Source organism: Paenibacillus thiaminolyticus (assembly GCF_007066085.1).
Classification (GTDB): Bacteria; Bacillota; Bacilli; order Paenibacillales; family Paenibacillaceae; genus Paenibacillus_B; species Paenibacillus_B thiaminolyticus.
This window is the reverse complement of sequence record NZ_CP041405.1, coordinates 227,436-242,906: the sequence shown is the minus strand read 5'-3', so window position 1 is coordinate 242,906 and position 15,471 is coordinate 227,436. Positions and strand designations below refer to the sequence as shown.

General features: G+C 53.5%; 11 protein-coding genes and 2 pseudogenes. 5 read left to right on the top strand and 8 right to left on the bottom strand.

The genetic code is table 11. The annotated features are described in order from the left end of the window. Nucleotides 1-27: 27 nt before the first annotated feature. Together FLT43_RS01000 and FLT43_RS00990 are read right to left on the bottom strand one after the other, a co-directional pair. Nucleotides 28-2,004, bottom strand: a complete 1,977-nt coding sequence (locus FLT43_RS01000) for an elongation factor G (RefSeq protein WP_087443748.1) — start codon at nucleotides 2,002-2,004, stop codon at nucleotides 28-30. Between the two features lie 198 nt (nucleotides 2,005-2,202). Further along, nucleotides 2,203-2,655, bottom strand: a complete 453-nt coding sequence (locus FLT43_RS00990; protein ID WP_087443956.1) for a 6-phosphogluconate dehydrogenase — start codon at nucleotides 2,653-2,655, stop codon at nucleotides 2,203-2,205. A gap of 1,307 nt (nucleotides 2,656-3,962) precedes the next feature. On the opposite strand from FLT43_RS00990, the gene FLT43_RS00985 reads away from it, so the two are divergent. From FLT43_RS00985 to map, 3 genes are read left to right on the top strand one after another with little or no spacing between them, the layout of a single operon-like run. After that, nucleotides 3,963-4,640, top strand: a complete 678-nt coding sequence (locus tag FLT43_RS00985; protein ID WP_087443750.1) for a TetR/AcrR family transcriptional regulator — start codon at nucleotides 3,963-3,965, stop codon at nucleotides 4,638-4,640. After that, nucleotides 4,637-5,920: an acyl-CoA thioester hydrolase/BAAT C-terminal domain-containing protein gene (locus FLT43_RS00980; protein WP_087443751.1), complete on the top strand. Its 1,284-nt coding sequence runs from the start codon at nucleotides 4,637-4,639 to the stop codon at nucleotides 5,918-5,920. Before FLT43_RS00985 ends, FLT43_RS00980 begins: the two co-directional genes overlap by 4 nt. A gap of 11 nt (nucleotides 5,921-5,931) precedes the next feature. Then, nucleotides 5,932-6,678, top strand: coding sequence for a type I methionyl aminopeptidase (map, locus tag FLT43_RS00975; RefSeq protein WP_087443752.1), 747 nt, complete (start codon nucleotides 5,932-5,934; stop codon nucleotides 6,676-6,678). A gap of 239 nt (nucleotides 6,679-6,917) precedes the next feature. Here the strand turns inward: map and FLT43_RS00970 are convergent, their stop codons facing one another. Further along, on the bottom strand, nucleotides 6,918-7,517 hold the full coding sequence (locus FLT43_RS00970; protein WP_087443753.1) for a nitroreductase family protein: 600 nt from the start codon (nucleotides 7,515-7,517) through the stop codon (nucleotides 6,918-6,920). Between the two features lie 145 nt (nucleotides 7,518-7,662). On the opposite strand from FLT43_RS00970, the gene FLT43_RS00965 reads away from it, so the two are divergent. Continuing rightward, a complete protein-coding gene (locus FLT43_RS00965) occupies nucleotides 7,663-8,025 on the top strand; it encodes a winged helix-turn-helix transcriptional regulator (RefSeq protein ID WP_087443754.1) in 363 nt (120 codons plus the stop codon). An 80-nt stretch (nucleotides 8,026-8,105) separates the two neighbouring features. Here FLT43_RS00965 and FLT43_RS00960 read toward each other — a convergent pair whose 3' ends face one another. From FLT43_RS00960 to FLT43_RS00950, 3 genes and pseudogenes are all read right to left on the bottom strand, one after another. Beyond that, nucleotides 8,106-8,816, bottom strand: coding sequence for a DsbA family oxidoreductase (locus tag FLT43_RS00960; protein ID WP_087443755.1), 711 nt, complete (start codon nucleotides 8,814-8,816; stop codon nucleotides 8,106-8,108). Nucleotides 8,817-8,896: 80 nt separating this feature from the next. Then, nucleotides 8,897-9,106: pseudogene (locus FLT43_RS00955) on the bottom strand (glycine betaine ABC transporter substrate-binding protein); the annotation flags it as partial. Between the two features lie 1,132 nt (nucleotides 9,107-10,238). Beyond that, the gene (locus FLT43_RS00950; RefSeq protein WP_087443756.1) at nucleotides 10,239-10,787 is read right to left on the bottom strand and encodes a GNAT family N-acetyltransferase; all 549 of its coding nucleotides are present in this window, start codon (nucleotides 10,785-10,787) and stop codon (nucleotides 10,239-10,241) included. Nucleotides 10,788-11,255: 468 nt separating this feature from the next. Here FLT43_RS00950 and FLT43_RS00945 point away from each other — a divergent pair. After that, nucleotides 11,256-12,771: pseudogene (locus FLT43_RS00945) on the top strand (FAD-dependent monooxygenase). A 244-nt stretch (nucleotides 12,772-13,015) separates the two neighbouring features. Here the strand turns inward: FLT43_RS00945 and FLT43_RS00940 are convergent. Further along, the gene (locus FLT43_RS00940) at nucleotides 13,016-14,488 is read right to left on the bottom strand and encodes a protein adenylyltransferase SelO (protein WP_087443757.1); all 1,473 of its coding nucleotides are present in this window, start codon (nucleotides 14,486-14,488) and stop codon (nucleotides 13,016-13,018) included. After that, nucleotides 14,485-15,453, bottom strand: coding sequence for an AraC family transcriptional regulator (locus FLT43_RS00935; RefSeq protein ID WP_244194285.1), 969 nt, complete (start codon nucleotides 15,451-15,453; stop codon nucleotides 14,485-14,487). Before FLT43_RS00935 ends, FLT43_RS00940 begins: the two co-directional genes overlap by 4 nt. Nucleotides 15,454-15,471: the final 18 nt, after the last annotated feature.

Here is a 15,471-nt window from a genome sequence, read left to right as displayed (position 1 = left end):
GCTCTTCTCTTATGGTGCAGTGTCTGCCTAGTATGCGCGAAGGACGTGAAGCAGGTAGTCCTTGCGGTTCAGCGGATTATAGTCGGACCGCTTCCGCACCGGGTACCCCGATTCCATCCGGATGAAGCCGCACGGCCGCGCAATGAACACGCCCTCTCCTTCCGTAAGCGCATGGAGACTGCGCTTGAACGCCTCCGTCGTCTTGACCGGAATCGTTCCGGTCAGCAGACAGGTGCCGGCGGACATGACCGGCTCCTTCATCACCGCCTGCAGGCCGGCCAAGCGATGCATGGCGGAGCTGATGCTGCCGGCAGGGACGGTTAGCTCGTATTCATGGATCGGCTCATATACATCCATCCCGGCCCGGGACAACGCCTCCATCAGAACCAAGGGCACCAGCTTCCTGAAATCGCCGGCCACCGTAACCGGGCTGGCATATCCGGTATGGGTCAAGGTGACGGCAATGTCCGTCACTTCCCAACCGTACAAGCCTTGGCGCAGCGTGGCATATACCGTATCTTCAATCGCCGCGTGGAATGCGAGCGGAAGCGACCCCAGCTCCACCTCCAGACGGTAGGTTACGCCGCTTCCAGGCTCGCCCGGATCGATCCGGAAGCCGACCGTGGCATAGAACGGATTCCCTTCCGCCCCCATGAATTCCACTGCCGTCCCCGTTCCTCGCGGCTTCTCGATACAGACAATCCTCGTCTCCGCGAAGCGAACATCCAACTGATAAGCTTCCTTGAGCGTCGTTTCGATCACTTCTTTTTGCACTTCGCCGAACAAGCGAATATAGGTCTCCTGGTGATGCTCATCCCGCCAGATATGGATAAGCGGATCTTCCTCCGCCATATTCATCAAGGCTTGATACAGCGTATGATCGCGGCTCTTCGGAACCGCCTCGATGCGCGATTCCATCTGCGGCGCGGCGACGTGAATCTCTCGAATCCGCTCCGACCAGGTTCCAATGACATCCCCGATTCGGACCTCCTTCAAGCCCCACACTTTGCAGAATTCGCCGGCTCCCGCGCTCGTCGCGTCAGCCGTCCGTCCGCGATCGAAGAGCTGGATCCGCTTAACCTTATAGGAAGCGGCCTCAATCTGTCCGTCAGCCTGCTTCCGGTTCACATGAATCGTCTGTCTGACGCCGAAGCTTCCGCTGAAGACGCGGATATAGGCGATTTTCTCGCCGGAGTGCGCCCGTTCGATCTTGAACACGACTCCGGATAATGGAGCATTGGCGCACGGCTGCGGTGCCGGGATGAACCGGGCGATGGCTTCCAGCAGCTCGTTGATGCCGATCCCGATCATGGCCGAACCGGCCAGAATCGGGTAAACGCGTGCCTCCCGGATAAGACGGGTCATCGTCTCCTCGATTCGGGATCCGCTTATCTCGCCGCCGTACACATAGGAAGCGAGAAGCTGTTCATCATGGTCGGCCGCCAGCTCGATGCATTGCGCATAGAAGTCCGGATTCTCCTTGCCGCACTGTTTTTTGACAATATTAGCTTGCTTCGTCCCCGCCTGCACGGTCCCATAGAGCGGAATAACGCAGCGGGACAGCCGTTCGCGAATCGCCTTGCATACCGCCTCAGGCTGCGCGCCGCTCCGATCAATTTTGTTCACGAACAGGATAACCGGAATGGCCAGCTTCTCGAGCACCGCCATTAACAGCTTCGTCTGCGCCTGAACGCCCTCTACCGCGGAGAGGACAAGAACCGCTCCGTCCAACACGCCGAACGCCCGCTCCACCTCGGCGATGAAGTCGGCATGGCCGGGTGTATCGATCAAATTGATCTTAACCTCGTTAACGACGAAAGAGACGACCGATGCCTTGATCGTAATCCCTCTTCTTCTCTCCAGCTCCAGGGAGTCTGTCTGCGTGTTGCCCGAATCGACCCCGCCAAGCTCCCGGATAACCTTCGTCTCATACAATAATCGTTCAGTCAGGCTCGTCTTGCCTGCGTCGACATGGGCGACGATCCCAATATTGATTGTTTTCATTTATAAAAATCCTCATTTCTTCTCTCATAGTGTTCTCCTTTCGCAATAGGGTTCTTTGCCGCATGCTAATCACACTCCCGTTCATAATGTACATTCAGTATAATAGGAGATTGGAAAAATGACAAAATAAAACATCGCAGCACAACGCCGCGATGCTCTTTCGCTGCCAAGTAAGGGCTTACATTCTAATAGAAACAGCTACAGCCAGGTCATGAAATAACCCTGCTTCACCGGGATGCCATGCCGTTCGGCCCAACGGGACAATTCACTCATGCCGCCGTTCTCCCCTCCCGGGAACCGGAAGCAGCAATAGCCAGGGATTGAGCTCTTCCCCTTCAGCCGGATGCCTACAGCGGCTTGGCGATACCCCTTCACGACGATCTCTGCTACTTCCTCCGCCGGTATGAATGTCCCCCGAATCGTGATGGAATCCGATTCCGCCCGAATGTCTGCCGTTCGCTTCTTCATGCGCACGCATACTTCCGCACACAGCGATCCAATGAGCACCGCCAAGGCAGCCATTTGCAGGAAGAACAACGCAGGCACGGTTTGTTCGGTCATCAACGCGACATGCAGCATGGCTGCACTGAGCAGGAAGGTTGCCACAAGCACTTCCTTCGTCCTTGTCGGATACATAATTCGATAATGCATAATGATCCGCTCCATTCTGTAAAGTGATGATTACGGATGGTCTCTCATTAGCAGCTTTTACCTTTATTATACCACCATCGTTACGATTTTTGACACATATTTTTCACAGAATGGACATTTATGAACGATATGTGACGCATCATACCTCGCGGTGGCATGGGGCTGGTGACATGTACTTGTCTTTGCGGAACAGTGTGCTGAACTAATTGATGGCGCCGAAGCCGACTTTTTCAGTGATGTGGCCTGATGTTCCCGAATTTCTGCGGGTAGTGAAAGAAGAGGCGGAAGCGCGGAGGGAAGGAAGCCAAGCTGCAGGAAACAAAACACCCCCTCAAACTGCGGTGAAGTCATCATGAACTGATATTGTGGAAGGGGCTGCCCAATAAGTCGTTTTTTAGCTGCAGCGAGAAAGCCCCACCCCTGCATCTCACAGCTAAGTGGCTGAAAAAACTGTGAATATGCAGTTTTCCTTTATGACGTGTATTCCGTTACAGAAGTTCCTGCAAAACTGCATCAATTTCAGACTATCCAATAGATTAAAGACAAAAATCGATGAAAATAATGTACTCTCGCAGAAATTCCATCAATCAACAACTTAAATGGCAAAAATTGCTGCATTAACCAGGCTGTTGAGAAAGTCCAAAGGATTTTTGGGCACTTCATCAGGACTTGTCTCTCAGTAGAAAAATTTTATCTGATCGAAGTGCCTGAAAACTGTACAATGAAATGTCTATCCGATAGGCGAAGTCCTCAAAACTGCACGGTTTCTCAAGACACGTTGATTCAGTAGGCAAAATCCTGCACAAATACAGCAATTCGATAGGGACGACTTCACCAGAAAGGGAATCCTGTAAAACTGCAGCAATTTCACCCGTTTCTCTTCGACTTAGCTCAAAAGGGCCTAAAATGATGTAGCTGTGCAGCAATTCCTCGAAATGTGGACTCATTGAGCCGAAATTCCTGTAAAATAGCAGCATTTCCCTCCACACGTTAAAACCCCAGGAGATTATGATGTCTCCAGAAGGCGATGACGCTCTGAATGCCAAGTTTCGATTAGGTAATCACCCCTCCGAAAAAAACAAGGGTTTTCCAACAGCCTGATTAACGCAGAATTTCGCTCTTCCACCGCTTTGCCCGCCGCCATTTTTCCCGCCTCCACATACGCTGTTGACCCGTCACCGCAATCATTTTACACCGCTTATAAGACCCCCCCTTCAATTGTTATGCCAGTACCCGTATAAATTGACGCCGATGTCAGTGAAAGCTATAATAAACTGACAACAACGTCAATGAATTGAGGTGATCCGATGTCGCCGCGAACGAAGGAACAGAACGAGCGAATGCGGGCCGCGCGCATGAAGCTTATTCGCCAGGCGGCATTCGACGTCTATCTTGACCGGGGCATCCACCGCGCCGAGATGAATGAGATCGCGAAGCGGGCCGGCGTCGCCCGAGCTTCTATCTACTATTATTATCAGGATAAATGGGAGCTGTTCCGGCTTCTCTTTCTCGACTTCATCGAGCAGACCCGGCAATGGGCCGGGCGAATGCTGGACATGGAGGAAGCGCCGGCCGCGCGTCTGCAGCGGCATGCCCGTTATTATATGCAGCGAGCGGTAGAAGAGCCGTCGTTCGTCCTGCTCACTCGCAGCATCGATGAAGATCTGCCTGCCGTCTTCGGCGAGCAGGCCGCGGAGCAGCGGGATCTTCTCCGGCTTCGCCCCTCGCTTATTCGTACGATCCGGGAGGGCATGACAACCGGGATTCTACGCCGATCGGACCCTTCTCTAGCCGCCGATCTGTACTGGGGAGCCCTCCTCGGCGCAATGGCGAATCTATCTGGCCGGCAGGCCGCCCGGGAGGAGCTGGGCGCCCTGGTGAATGAAGCGGTAGATCTGCTATGCGGCGGGATGATACATAGGCCCCAAGAAATGACACCACCAATCGCCATAATGCATAGGCTCGATGAAGGAGGCAATTCATGATCATGATGAATCCGCTTCAGCTCGAAGTCGCCGAGACGTCGCTGCTCGATGACAGGCTGGACATTCGCGTCACTCACGCTCCAACGGCTTGTACCGTTACGCTGCGGGCGGCGACGACGGATGAGGAGGGCGTAGCCTGGCGCTCCTATGCCGTCTTCCGCAGCGACGACAGCGGGATTATCGATCTGGGCCGGCAGGCCCCGCTGGAAGGAACATACCAGACGGCCGACGCGATGGGTCTTTTCTGGTCCATGAAGCCGTCAGCTTCCGATCCGGAGATTTTCCAGAAGGCCGGTTCCGATCCGCTTCAGGTGACATTGACTGCCGAGGCCGAGGGAACAATCGTGGCAGAACGCCAGATCGTCCGGCAAGTCATCGCTGACGAGGTGGAACGGATTCCGCTAGACCCGGATGAACTCGGGATAGCGGGCACCTTCTTCCGGCCCCTTGCGGCAGAGCGTCCTCCAGCCGTCCTCGTACTGGCCGGTTCGGGAGGCGGCGTGAATGAATTAATGGCCGGCTTGCTGGCCTCACGCGGATATGCTGCCCTTGCCCTGGCATATTTCGGGGTCGGCCCGCTTCCTTCCCAACTGAGGGAGATCCCGCTTGAATACTTCGAGAAGGCCGTCTCCTGGCTGAAGTCCCAGCCTGGGATCCGCCACGAGTCCATCGCGGTCGTCGGCCGTTCCAAGGGAGGAGAGCTGGCGCTGCTGCTCGGGGCGACCTATCCGGAGCTTCATCCCATCGTAAGCTACGTGCCGAGCCCGTATCTATTTTCGAGCTTCGTCGGCGGAACGCCGGCCTCCTCCTGGACGCACAAGGGAGAACCGCTGCCGTTCGTGCCGCTGCGCATGAATCTGGCGCTGCTGTTCCGCATACTGAGCCGGCGGTTCACGAAGCAACCGCTCTCCTTCGCCTCCTTGTATGAGAAGAGCGTCAAGCTGAAGCCGGACTGGGGCGGCGCCATGATTCCGCTGGAGCGAATCCGGGGACCGGTGCTGCTCATCTCCGGCGGAGATGATAAGACCTGGCCTTCCACCTACTTCTCCGAGGTAGCCGCATCGCGGCTGAGAGAGAAGGAATTCCCTTATCCCGTCCGGCATCTCTCCTATCCGGACGCGGGCCATATGATTCAGGCGCCGTACTTGCCCAGCACCGTCCATCGCGGCGGCATGCTGCTGCTCGGCGGAAGCGACGGCAAGGATGCCGAGGCCTGCGCGGAATCATGGGCGGAGATGCTGGACTTCCTGGATCATCATTGCACACGGACAGAAGATTAGGAGGAGAGTCCATGATAATATTGAAATCAAATGAAGAAATTGGCCTCATGAGAGAGGCCGGGCGAATTGTAGCGGAATGCCATGCCAAGCTGGGCGAGGCGATCAAGCCGGGCGTCGCGACGACAGCGCTTGATCGGCTGGTCGAGCAGCATATCCGCTCGCGCGGAGCCGTGCCGAGCTTCCTCGGCCATCACGGCTTCACCGCTTCGATCTGCGTGGCGAAGAACGATGTCATCTGTCACGGCTTCCCCGATGACCAGCCGCTCGAGGATGGCGATGTCGTCACGATCGATATCGGAGCGCATTATCGCGGCTATCATGGCGATTCCGGATGGACATATGCCGTGGGCACCGTATCCGATGATATTCGGCAGCTGATGGACGCCTGCCATCAGAGCCTGTTCCTCGGCATCGAGCAGGCCGTCGCCGGCAATCGCGTCGGCGATATCGGCTTCGCGATTCAGACATTCGCCGACCGCCATGGATACGGCAATGTCAGAGACTTCACCGGGCATGGCATCGGCCAGGAGCTGTGGGAAGAGCCGCCCATCCCCCATTATGGCCGCTCAGGTACGGGGCCGAGATTGAAGCAGGGCATGGTCATCGCGATCGAACCGATGCTGACCTTGGGCGACTATCACGCCTATGTCGAGAGTGACGGCTGGACCGCCCGGACGGCGGATCACTCGATCTGCGTCCAGTATGAGCATACCGTGGCGATTACCGACAACGGTCCTGACATATTGACGAAGCTGTAGCCTATAAGCAGAACGAATCTAGCGATTCGTTCTGCTCTATTTGTTCTCCTCCTGTCTCGCCCACCACGGCTTCGCGTCGCTAAGGAAGCCTCCCTTCCTCGATAACGCGCAGCTCCTGTTCGAATCACGATGATTAGGATTAGGTCTTCATAACGCACGCAAAAAAGGGCTCAAGCGAATCGACGCTTGAGCCTCTTGCTGTCATCCGGATGTCGGCGGATGCTTGTTGGTGTTTTGGCTTATTTGAACACTTTCAGACGATCTTCGAGCGGTGCGAACTGTTTCTCGCCCGGTGCTGCGGTCGGCTTGCCGAACGGCATTTGCGCGATCAATTTCCAAGTGTCCGGTATGTTCCATTCCTTGCTCACCGCATCGTTGATCAATGGATTGTAATGCTGCAGGGTTGCGCCATAGCCTTCCGCTTCCAGTGCGGTCCATACGACAAATTGCAGCATGCCCGAAGACTGTTCCGACCAGACCGGGAAATTGTCTTTGTACAAAGCGAATTGCTCCTGCAGGCCCTGAATCACCGCTTGATCTTCGAAGAACAGAACGGTTCCGTATCCGTTGCGGAAGGCAGTCATTTTGTCTTGAGTCGATCCGAAGTTCTCCGCCGGCACTACCTGCCGCAGCGTCTCGGTCGTCAAATCCCACAGCTTGTCGTGCTGCTCGTTCAACAAGACGACGACGCGGGCGCTCTGCGAGTTGAAGGAGGAAGGTGTATGCAATACAGCCTCTCCAATCAAGCGCTCCAACTGCTCGTCGCTCAGTACAGACTCCTTGCTGATAGCATAAATGCTGCGTCTTTTCTTGACTGCGTCGAGAAACTCTTTACTCAACTGAACCACTCCTCTTCATCTACCGATAAGATCGTATTGCCTACACATGCTATAATAAACGATAGATCGATTTAATATAAGTAGGCACATCTATGTGCTGTAGTATCACCAAAGATACCGTCTTTATACAGGGGGAGCGAATGAAATGAACAAGAACAATCCAGTGCCGTGCGAGGTCGTCGTCGCCTTGGATGCCATCGTCGGCAAATGGAAGCCGATTATTCTCATGCAGCTCATTACCGGAGGCACGAAGCGCTTCAGCGAGTTGAAGCGGCTGAATCCCGACATCACGCAGCGCATGCTGACACTGCAGCTGCGCGAGCTGGAAGAGCAAGATCTCGTGCAGCGCGTCGTCTACCCGGTCGTCCCGCCCAAGGTCGAGTATTCCATCACGGAATATGGCCAGAGCCTCGTGCCGATTCTGGAAGCGATGCATAATTGGGGCAAGGCCCATTCCGAACGGATGAACCAGAAAAAAAAGCAGCAGCAGGCCGTGGAGACCAGGTGAGTTCCACCTGGCCCCTGCACCTGGGAATCGGCTTCCCTCATGCCCTTCTCCGGGAAATACCGCCTGCTGCTATCCCCGGATTATTTTTCCCCAATCCCGCATGAATCGTCCGTGCACAACCCTTCGCCGCCTTCCGGAGTCAATACCGTCAACGGGTTCTCTTCCCTCCATGCTTTGTCCAGCACTTCGAGGAACATCTCCGGCTTCTGGGCACCGCCTACCGCATACTTCCGGTTGAAGACGAAGAACGGCACGCCGCGGCAGCCTAGTTGGTTCGCTTCGCGCATCTCCTCTTCGACCTCGAAGGTGAATTGCTCACTCTCCAGCATCGACGCGGCCGCTTCCCGCTCCAGTCCCGCTTCGGCGGCAACGGCAAGCAGCGTATCCTTCTCGCTGACATTTTTCCCATCGGTGAAGTACGCCTTGAACAGCAATTCGGCCACCTTTTCCCGCTTCCCGTACTGTCCGGCGAAATGAATCAGGCGGTGCGCATCCATCGTATTGGTCATAATCATCGAATCGAATTGATAATCGATCCCCGCTTCCTTGCCTTGACGGACAATATCCTCGTGCATGGCGATCGACTGCTCTCGGCTGACACCGTATTTCTCGGCGATTGCCGTATACGCATCCTTCGTTGGATGCTTCTCCGCATTCGGGTCGAGCTGGAAGCTGCGGTAAATGACCTCCACCTTATCCCCGTGCCCGAACTGGCTCAACGCTTCTTCGAACCGGTGCTTCCCGATATAACAAAATGGACATGCAACGTCCGACCATATCTCCACTTTCATCCTGTCATTCCTCCTGACTGCCAACCTATATTTGCCTTCTTCTTCATTATATCTCGAAATAAAGATAAATCCAACCTGCCTTACAGCAGCCCCGCCTTCGTCAAAAATTGCTTCGCGACATCCCGGGCGCTTCTACCCTCCGCATTCACCTGATAATTCATCTCGCGCACCTCGTTATCCGTAATAGAGCCTGCAAGCCGGCTCAAGGCTTCAATCAGCTCCGGATACCGCTTCGCTGTATGGCTGCCGCTGCGCATAAGCGGCACGCCCTGATAATGCGGGGACAGATGCTTGTCATCCTCCCCTCACCTGTTCGTAGATTGGCGCGGCATCGGTGGACGGCGCGTCTTATGGATGCCGAGCGGAACTGCGATCATCAAGGCTAGGAACAGAGCGATGAATGAAATCTGAACATACGCCAGCAGAGCGCTGAATAATTGATCTTGCCGCTCTCTCCACACGTCGAATAGGACTCATGAACCGGAACCCCCTTTCCTTCGGTTCGACCCGTTACCGGATGGACGGGCATCGCCGCATCATTGGATTATCCTGTTATTGAATGTCCCATGGCCGCATCGCTCAATCGTGAATCAGGCACGGCCTAAACTTCCTCGGCTCTTCCCAAGCACAAAAAAACGGCTGCATGTCAGCCGTTTTTCCATTATCCTATCTTGAGCCGATATTTTATGAAATTTCTGCAATAAGCATCCTTTTCACCATTTTTTTTGATTTCTGCCTGTTGACTAGACTGAAATTCATGGAGCTAAACTGCACCATTCCCCTAGACACGCCTATCCGGTAGGCGAAATCCGCAAAACTGCACGATTTCTACGCCTATTCGGTAAGCGAAATCCTGCGCAACTACAGCAATTCGATATAGACGACTTTTCCAGAAAGGGAATCCTGCAAAACTGCAGGAATTTCACCCGTTTCTCTTCCACTTTAAGCAAAAGGGCTAAAATGATGTAGATATGCAGCAATTCCTCGGGATGTGGACTCATTGAGCCGAAATTCCTGTAAAATAGCAGCAATTCCCTCCACATGTTCAGGCCCCATGAGGCAACGATGCTCCTGAAGGCAATGATGCCCCCTGAAGGCGATGATGCCCCCAGGATCCGACGCGGTCTCTTGGGTCCCGTGAAATTAGGCCGTTGAAAAGTCCATAGGAATTTTCACCACTTCATTTTATATGGTGGATCTCGTCTCTCAGCAGAAAAAATCGGCTTAAAACGCTCTGGGTGCCAAGTAATGATTAAATAAATGGACATCTCCAACCCTTCTTAAAAAACAGGGGTTTTCCACCAGCCTGAGCTTTGAAGGAATCCCTGTAACGGAATATACGCCATAAGGAAAAACTGCACTTTTGCAGTAATTCGGCAAGTCGAACGTTGAGGATCAGGGGGACCGTCTAATAAAGTATCCTTATTTCATCGGATTAATAATTCCATAATAAACAAGATCCTCGAAAGAATCGTTTTTATAAACATGATCTTTTAGAGTACCTTCGTATGTCATTCCGCACTTTTCCATGATCTTTCCGGATGCGGGATTCGATTTAAGATAACGTGCATAAACGCGATGGTAATTCTTCTCTTTAAATACAAATTCGATCACTGCTTTGGCTGCTTCGGTTCCATATCCCTTCCCCCAATATTGCTCTCCTATCCAGTAAGCAATTTCACCGTTTTTGTATGGTTTATGATTGGAAATAGCAATAGCGCCGTATAACTGTCCGCTATTTTTGTCGGTTACAGCGAATTCATACATTCGGTCTGATTCAAAGTTTTGCTCATGATTTGCAATCCAGGATAGAGCACAGTCTAAAGTATAGGGAAATGGTAAAGTCAATGTGCTTTTGTATATATTATAATTATTACATAATTCAGTAACATTTTGTGCATCCGATTCTTTAAATAGACGTAGAAGTAATCGATCCGTTTCTATTGTTTTTTCTGCTTTACGATAAATCATTATGTTCACCCCATCACAAAATATAGTGGATACCCCTTAATCTTTACACACCCATTTTGGTCTAATCCAAATGTTTAAATGAGCGTCTAAACGTCCCTCATAAAGTCTTTCAAAGTCTCATGTAGAAATTGTATCACCGCCCCTTACCCTTACGTTTTCAGTTACGACATGCAGAATCCCTAATTCTTCATTAAGAGGTAAATAGTCTTAATCTTATAACACTCTTTCATTATTGTCTAGTGCATCCACAATTCTGCGGGCGCACAATCATTGTTTCCCGCACAACAATAATTGTACATAATGCGGGTCTACTTTTCCTAAGTCAAAATAGGAATAATTCATATAACAGGAGTTCGACTGTTTCCTGAATTTGACATACTGGACACTCCATGCAACAATAATATTGTTTCATTTGAAACAATATTATTTGACTTTTATATCTTCCTAAAAGAATGGAGCGTGACTGGTATGAAAAAGGCTGATGTTATCATTGTCGGAGGCGGTCCGGCAGGACTGATGGCTGCCTGTGAGCTGGCGCTCGCCGGCGTTGACGCACTTGTGCTCGAACGTCGCACGGAACGGGTGCGGAATTCACGGGCGCTTACCCTTCATTCTCGCTCCCTGGAGCTGATGGCGATGCGAGGAATCGCGGATCGCTTCCTTGCCCGGGGACAAACGCTGCCGACGGGCCATTATGCCAATCTGGAGACCCGATTGCGGTTCGATGCTCTGGAGACGGATTATCCCTTTACGTTATTGATTCCCCAATTTGTTACGGAGGAGCTTTTGGAGCAGCGTGCCAGAGAGCTTGGGGCAGCCATATGGCGGGGGCATGAAGTTACCGGATTAACACAGGATGCTCAAGCGGTTCACGTTCACTCGCATAGTCGGGATGGAGCCATGTTGCTGGAGGCACGGTATGTGATCGGAGCAGACGGAGCGCGAAGCTTCGTTCGTCAGCAGTCGGGCATTCCCTTCCCGGGGACCGACACGGCTTCGACGGGCATTTTAGGCGACATCGTGCCGGAGGAACCGCCGGAGCACCCATTTCTATCCATGACCAACAAGCATGGATTATTACTCATGGTTCCGCTTGGCAAGGAGACCTACCGGTTCGCGATCATCGACCCGCTCCATCAGCATCTGCCTGCAGATGTGCCGGTCACGCTTGAAGAGCTGCAGGGCGGGATCGAACGGATTACCGGCAAGACGCTCCGCATTCGTTCCACCGTCTGGCTGTCCCGATACGGCGATGCCAATCGGCAAGCGGAAATATACAGGGCTGGCCGGGTATTTCTCGCTGGCGATGCGGCCCATATCCATTTCCCGGCTGGAGGGCAAGGCTTGAATGTCGGACTTCAAGACACATTCAATCTGGGCTGGAAGCTGGCGGCCGCCCTCCGAGATGAAGCGAAGGCCGACTGGCTGCTGGACAGCTACCATGCCGAGAGACATGAAGCAGGACGGCAACTTCTCGCCGATACGAGAGCCCAGGGTCAACTGATGACCGACTTCTCGGAGACGGGAACCGCCCTCAGACAATTGGTATCGCGCCTCCTCTCCTTCCCTGACGCAAATCGGTCGATGGCGGAGCAGATCGGAGCGACCTACATCGCTTATCAGCCTCTTCCGGGCACAGGCACGAATCCGTGGATAGGCCGGCGCTGCCCGAATCTGAGGCTCGTCCTGCCAGATGGCGCTCGTCCGACGCTCTATCAACTGATGCATGGCGGGCAATTCGTGCTTATTCATCATCCAGGATCCGGTTCGCTTCCGGAGGATCTGCTGGAATCATGCGCCTATTCTCATATCCGCGTCGTCACCGCCAAAATCGAGGATGCTGGAATGCATCGAGGCGCTGCTCGTTCGCCCGGACGGACACATCGCGTGGGTGATGGCACAGGGCGACACTTCTGCGGAAGATCGGTATCAAGGGCTGCGAGCCTGGATGTTATCTGCTCCTGGTTCCGAAGCTAGAGTGTAGCAAGGGGAATGCAGCCCAAGGGGGCCGCCGCTTAGTATCATGCTCTGCATGCGGCCGCCCTCAGGCTGTCCGCGGGTTCGGCAACGTCTGTCTCTACCGTTCTCGCCGCTAATCCGGGAAGCAGCGGCCCTGGATCGCAGGATTATCCCTAACCTGTTCTTTCTATTCTACTGCAAAAATCGGGAAGGCGATGCAAGAACGCTCGTTCCGCTTCGCCTCCCTCATACTTCAATGTGACAATCGTTCAGGTGCCGCAAAAGGTCCGGTACGGACACGAGGACGGGTCCGGCAAAGTGGCGTATTCAGCCTGTTCCGGGGAGTATGCGTAAGGGTTCGCGAGTACCGCCAGCAGCCGTTCCATCACGCTGTAGTCTCCCTGCTCAACCGCTGCTTCGAGCGCTTCTTCGACCCGGTGGTTGCGCGGGATAACCGCCGGATTGCTGTTCCGCATCAATTGATGGGAGGAGTCTGGAGTCTCCTCCTGCCTGCCCCGTCTCGCCTGCCACCGCTCATGCCACTGCGCATATTCGCCGGTCCCGAACAGCCCCGACTCCTCCGATTCACCCAAAGTCAGGGTTCGGAACGTATTCGTATAATCGGCCGAATGCTTCTCCATCAGCTCGAGAAGCTCTTCGATCAGGGCCTCATCTTCCGCCTCTTCGTTAAACAGCCCCAGCTTCGCCCGCATTCCCGCAAGCCAGTGACGTTGATATAGCTTGGTGAACGCCGCAATCTCCTTCTCGGCCTGTTCGACAGCCTGCTCCTGCTGGTCATGCAGAAGCGGCAATAAGGCCTCGGCCAGTCTCGCGAGGTTCCATGCGGCCATATACGGCTGATTGCCGTAAGCATAGCGGCCCTGAACGTCAATGGAACTGAATACCGTCGCCGGATCATAGGCATCCATGAAGGCGCATGGCCCGTAATCAATAGTCTCGCCGCTAATCGTCATATTATCGGTGTTCATCACCCCGTGAATGAAGCCCGCGAGCATCCATTGGGCAATCAATCCGGCCTGGCGCTTGCCGACTTCCCTGAGCAGGGATAGATAACGGTTCTCGCCCTCATCAGCTTCCGGAAAATGTCTCTGCCAGGCATAATCGGCCAGAGCTCTCAGATCTTCAACCGTGCCCCATTCCGCAGCGTACTCGAATGTGCCCACGCGCAGATGACTGGCAGCCACGCGGGTCAACACCGCGCCAGGCAGCTCGGTCTCGCGGTACACCGGCTCGCCGGTCGTCACGACGGCCAGGCTGCTGGTGGTCGCAATGCCAAGTCCATGCATGGCTTCGCTGATGATATATTCGCGCAGCATCGGCCCTAGAGCCGCGCGGCCATCGCCTCGGCGGGAGTAGGGCGTCCTGCCCGAGCCCTTCCATTGAATGTCAAACCGCTCCTTCATGGGCGTCATCTGCTCGCCGAGCAGCAGCGCCCGTCCGTCCCCCAGCATCGTAAAATGCCCGAACTGATGCCCCGCATAAGCCTGGGCAAGCGGCGCGGCTCCCTCGGGAATCCGGTTGCCGGCGAACACCGCCGCTCCGTCATCGCTGTGCAGTGCCTGGGCATTCAGCCCAAGGGATTCCGCCAGCTTTTCGTTAAAAATAATCAGCTTCGGCGACCGCACTGGGGTAGGATTCTGCCTCGTAAAGAATAACTGCGGCAGTCGAGCATAACTGTTATCGAAGTTCCATCCTTCCGGGATTGCTCTATTCTCTGTCATCGTATCTCCTTTTTCCTATGTTCTAATGAATGTAGCGTGTACTCCTGTTCATTAATTATGCCTCGCGATTCCGGTTGTTCTTTGTTTAAGCTCGATTTTTTGTAGGCGAACGGGGTCATGTTCATCGTCTGCCGGAATTTATCAATGAAGTAACTCGTGCTGTTAAATCCGACTTGATAGGAAACTTCCGTCACATTGGCGTCGGCGTGCTGCAATAAGACTAAGCTTTTTTGAATTCTATAAGCTAGCACGTAGCTCAACGGCGTTGTTTTCAGCATTCGCTTAAAATACCGGCAGCATTCGGAACGGCTTAATTGACCCGCTCTGGCAATGTCGTCCAGCCTGATGTTCTCCGCATAGTGGAGGTGTATCCATTGTAACATTTGCTTCATTCGCTCACTCTTGACCATGGCCGTCTGATCATATTCTAACGGAAAGCCATTCACGATTAAGTTTTTCCAGATGAACGTGAGCTGCAGGTTGATGTCGATTTCATAGTAAGGCGTTTTCTGTGTAATCCATTGATGAATTTTGCTGATGGCATCTAAAATGTTGTTCCCCCACGGCTCATGTGCATTCAAGTATACGTATGGCAAATTCGTCGCATGTAGGTAAGGATACACATAGTTCGCATTAAGCTCTTGCGGCAGCACGAATTGCGGGGATACGTTTAAACAGAGATAAACGCAGCCCGAGTGATGCTTATCTTCAGCCATATGAAGACAGCCGCTGTTGATGAAGAGCCCCTCTCCTTCTTGAACCGCTAATTTTTCTTCATTGATTTGAAAGACGGCTTCGCCTTTGCGGATCAGCACAAATTGAAATTCATCATGCCAATGAAGCGGTATATAACCATTGATATTTTGGTTAATCGTTGTCTCATAACAGGCAATCGGCAATTCCACTGTGCGATGCTCGGTCAGCTCTCTCAAGTTGTGGTCAATCTTGAAATTTTTAATTTGCACATAACCGCCTCAATATCT

Coding starts and splice junctions, on each gene's coding strand:
- FLT43_RS01000 (WP_087443748.1), bottom strand. CDS start 2,004: ATGAAAACAATCAATATTGGGATCGTCGCCCATGTCGACGCAGGCAAG.
- FLT43_RS00990 (WP_087443956.1), bottom strand. CDS start 2,655: ATGCATTATCGAATTATGTATCCGACAAGGACGAAGGAAGTGCTTGTG.
- FLT43_RS00985 (WP_087443750.1), top strand. CDS start 3,963: ATGTCGCCGCGAACGAAGGAACAGAACGAGCGAATGCGGGCCGCGCGC.
- FLT43_RS00980 (WP_087443751.1), top strand. CDS start 4,637: ATGATCATGATGAATCCGCTTCAGCTCGAAGTCGCCGAGACGTCGCTG.
- map (WP_087443752.1), top strand. CDS start 5,932: ATGATAATATTGAAATCAAATGAAGAAATTGGCCTCATGAGAGAGGCC.
- FLT43_RS00965 (WP_087443754.1), top strand. CDS start 7,663: ATGAACAAGAACAATCCAGTGCCGTGCGAGGTCGTCGTCGCCTTGGAT.
- FLT43_RS00960 (WP_087443755.1), bottom strand. CDS start 8,816: ATGAAAGTGGAGATATGGTCGGACGTTGCATGTCCATTTTGTTATATC.
- FLT43_RS00950 (WP_087443756.1), bottom strand. CDS start 10,787: ATGATTTATCGTAAAGCAGAAAAAACAATAGAAACGGATCGATTACTT.
- FLT43_RS00940 (WP_087443757.1), bottom strand. CDS start 14,488: ATGACAGAGAATAGAGCAATCCCGGAAGGATGGAACTTCGATAACAGT.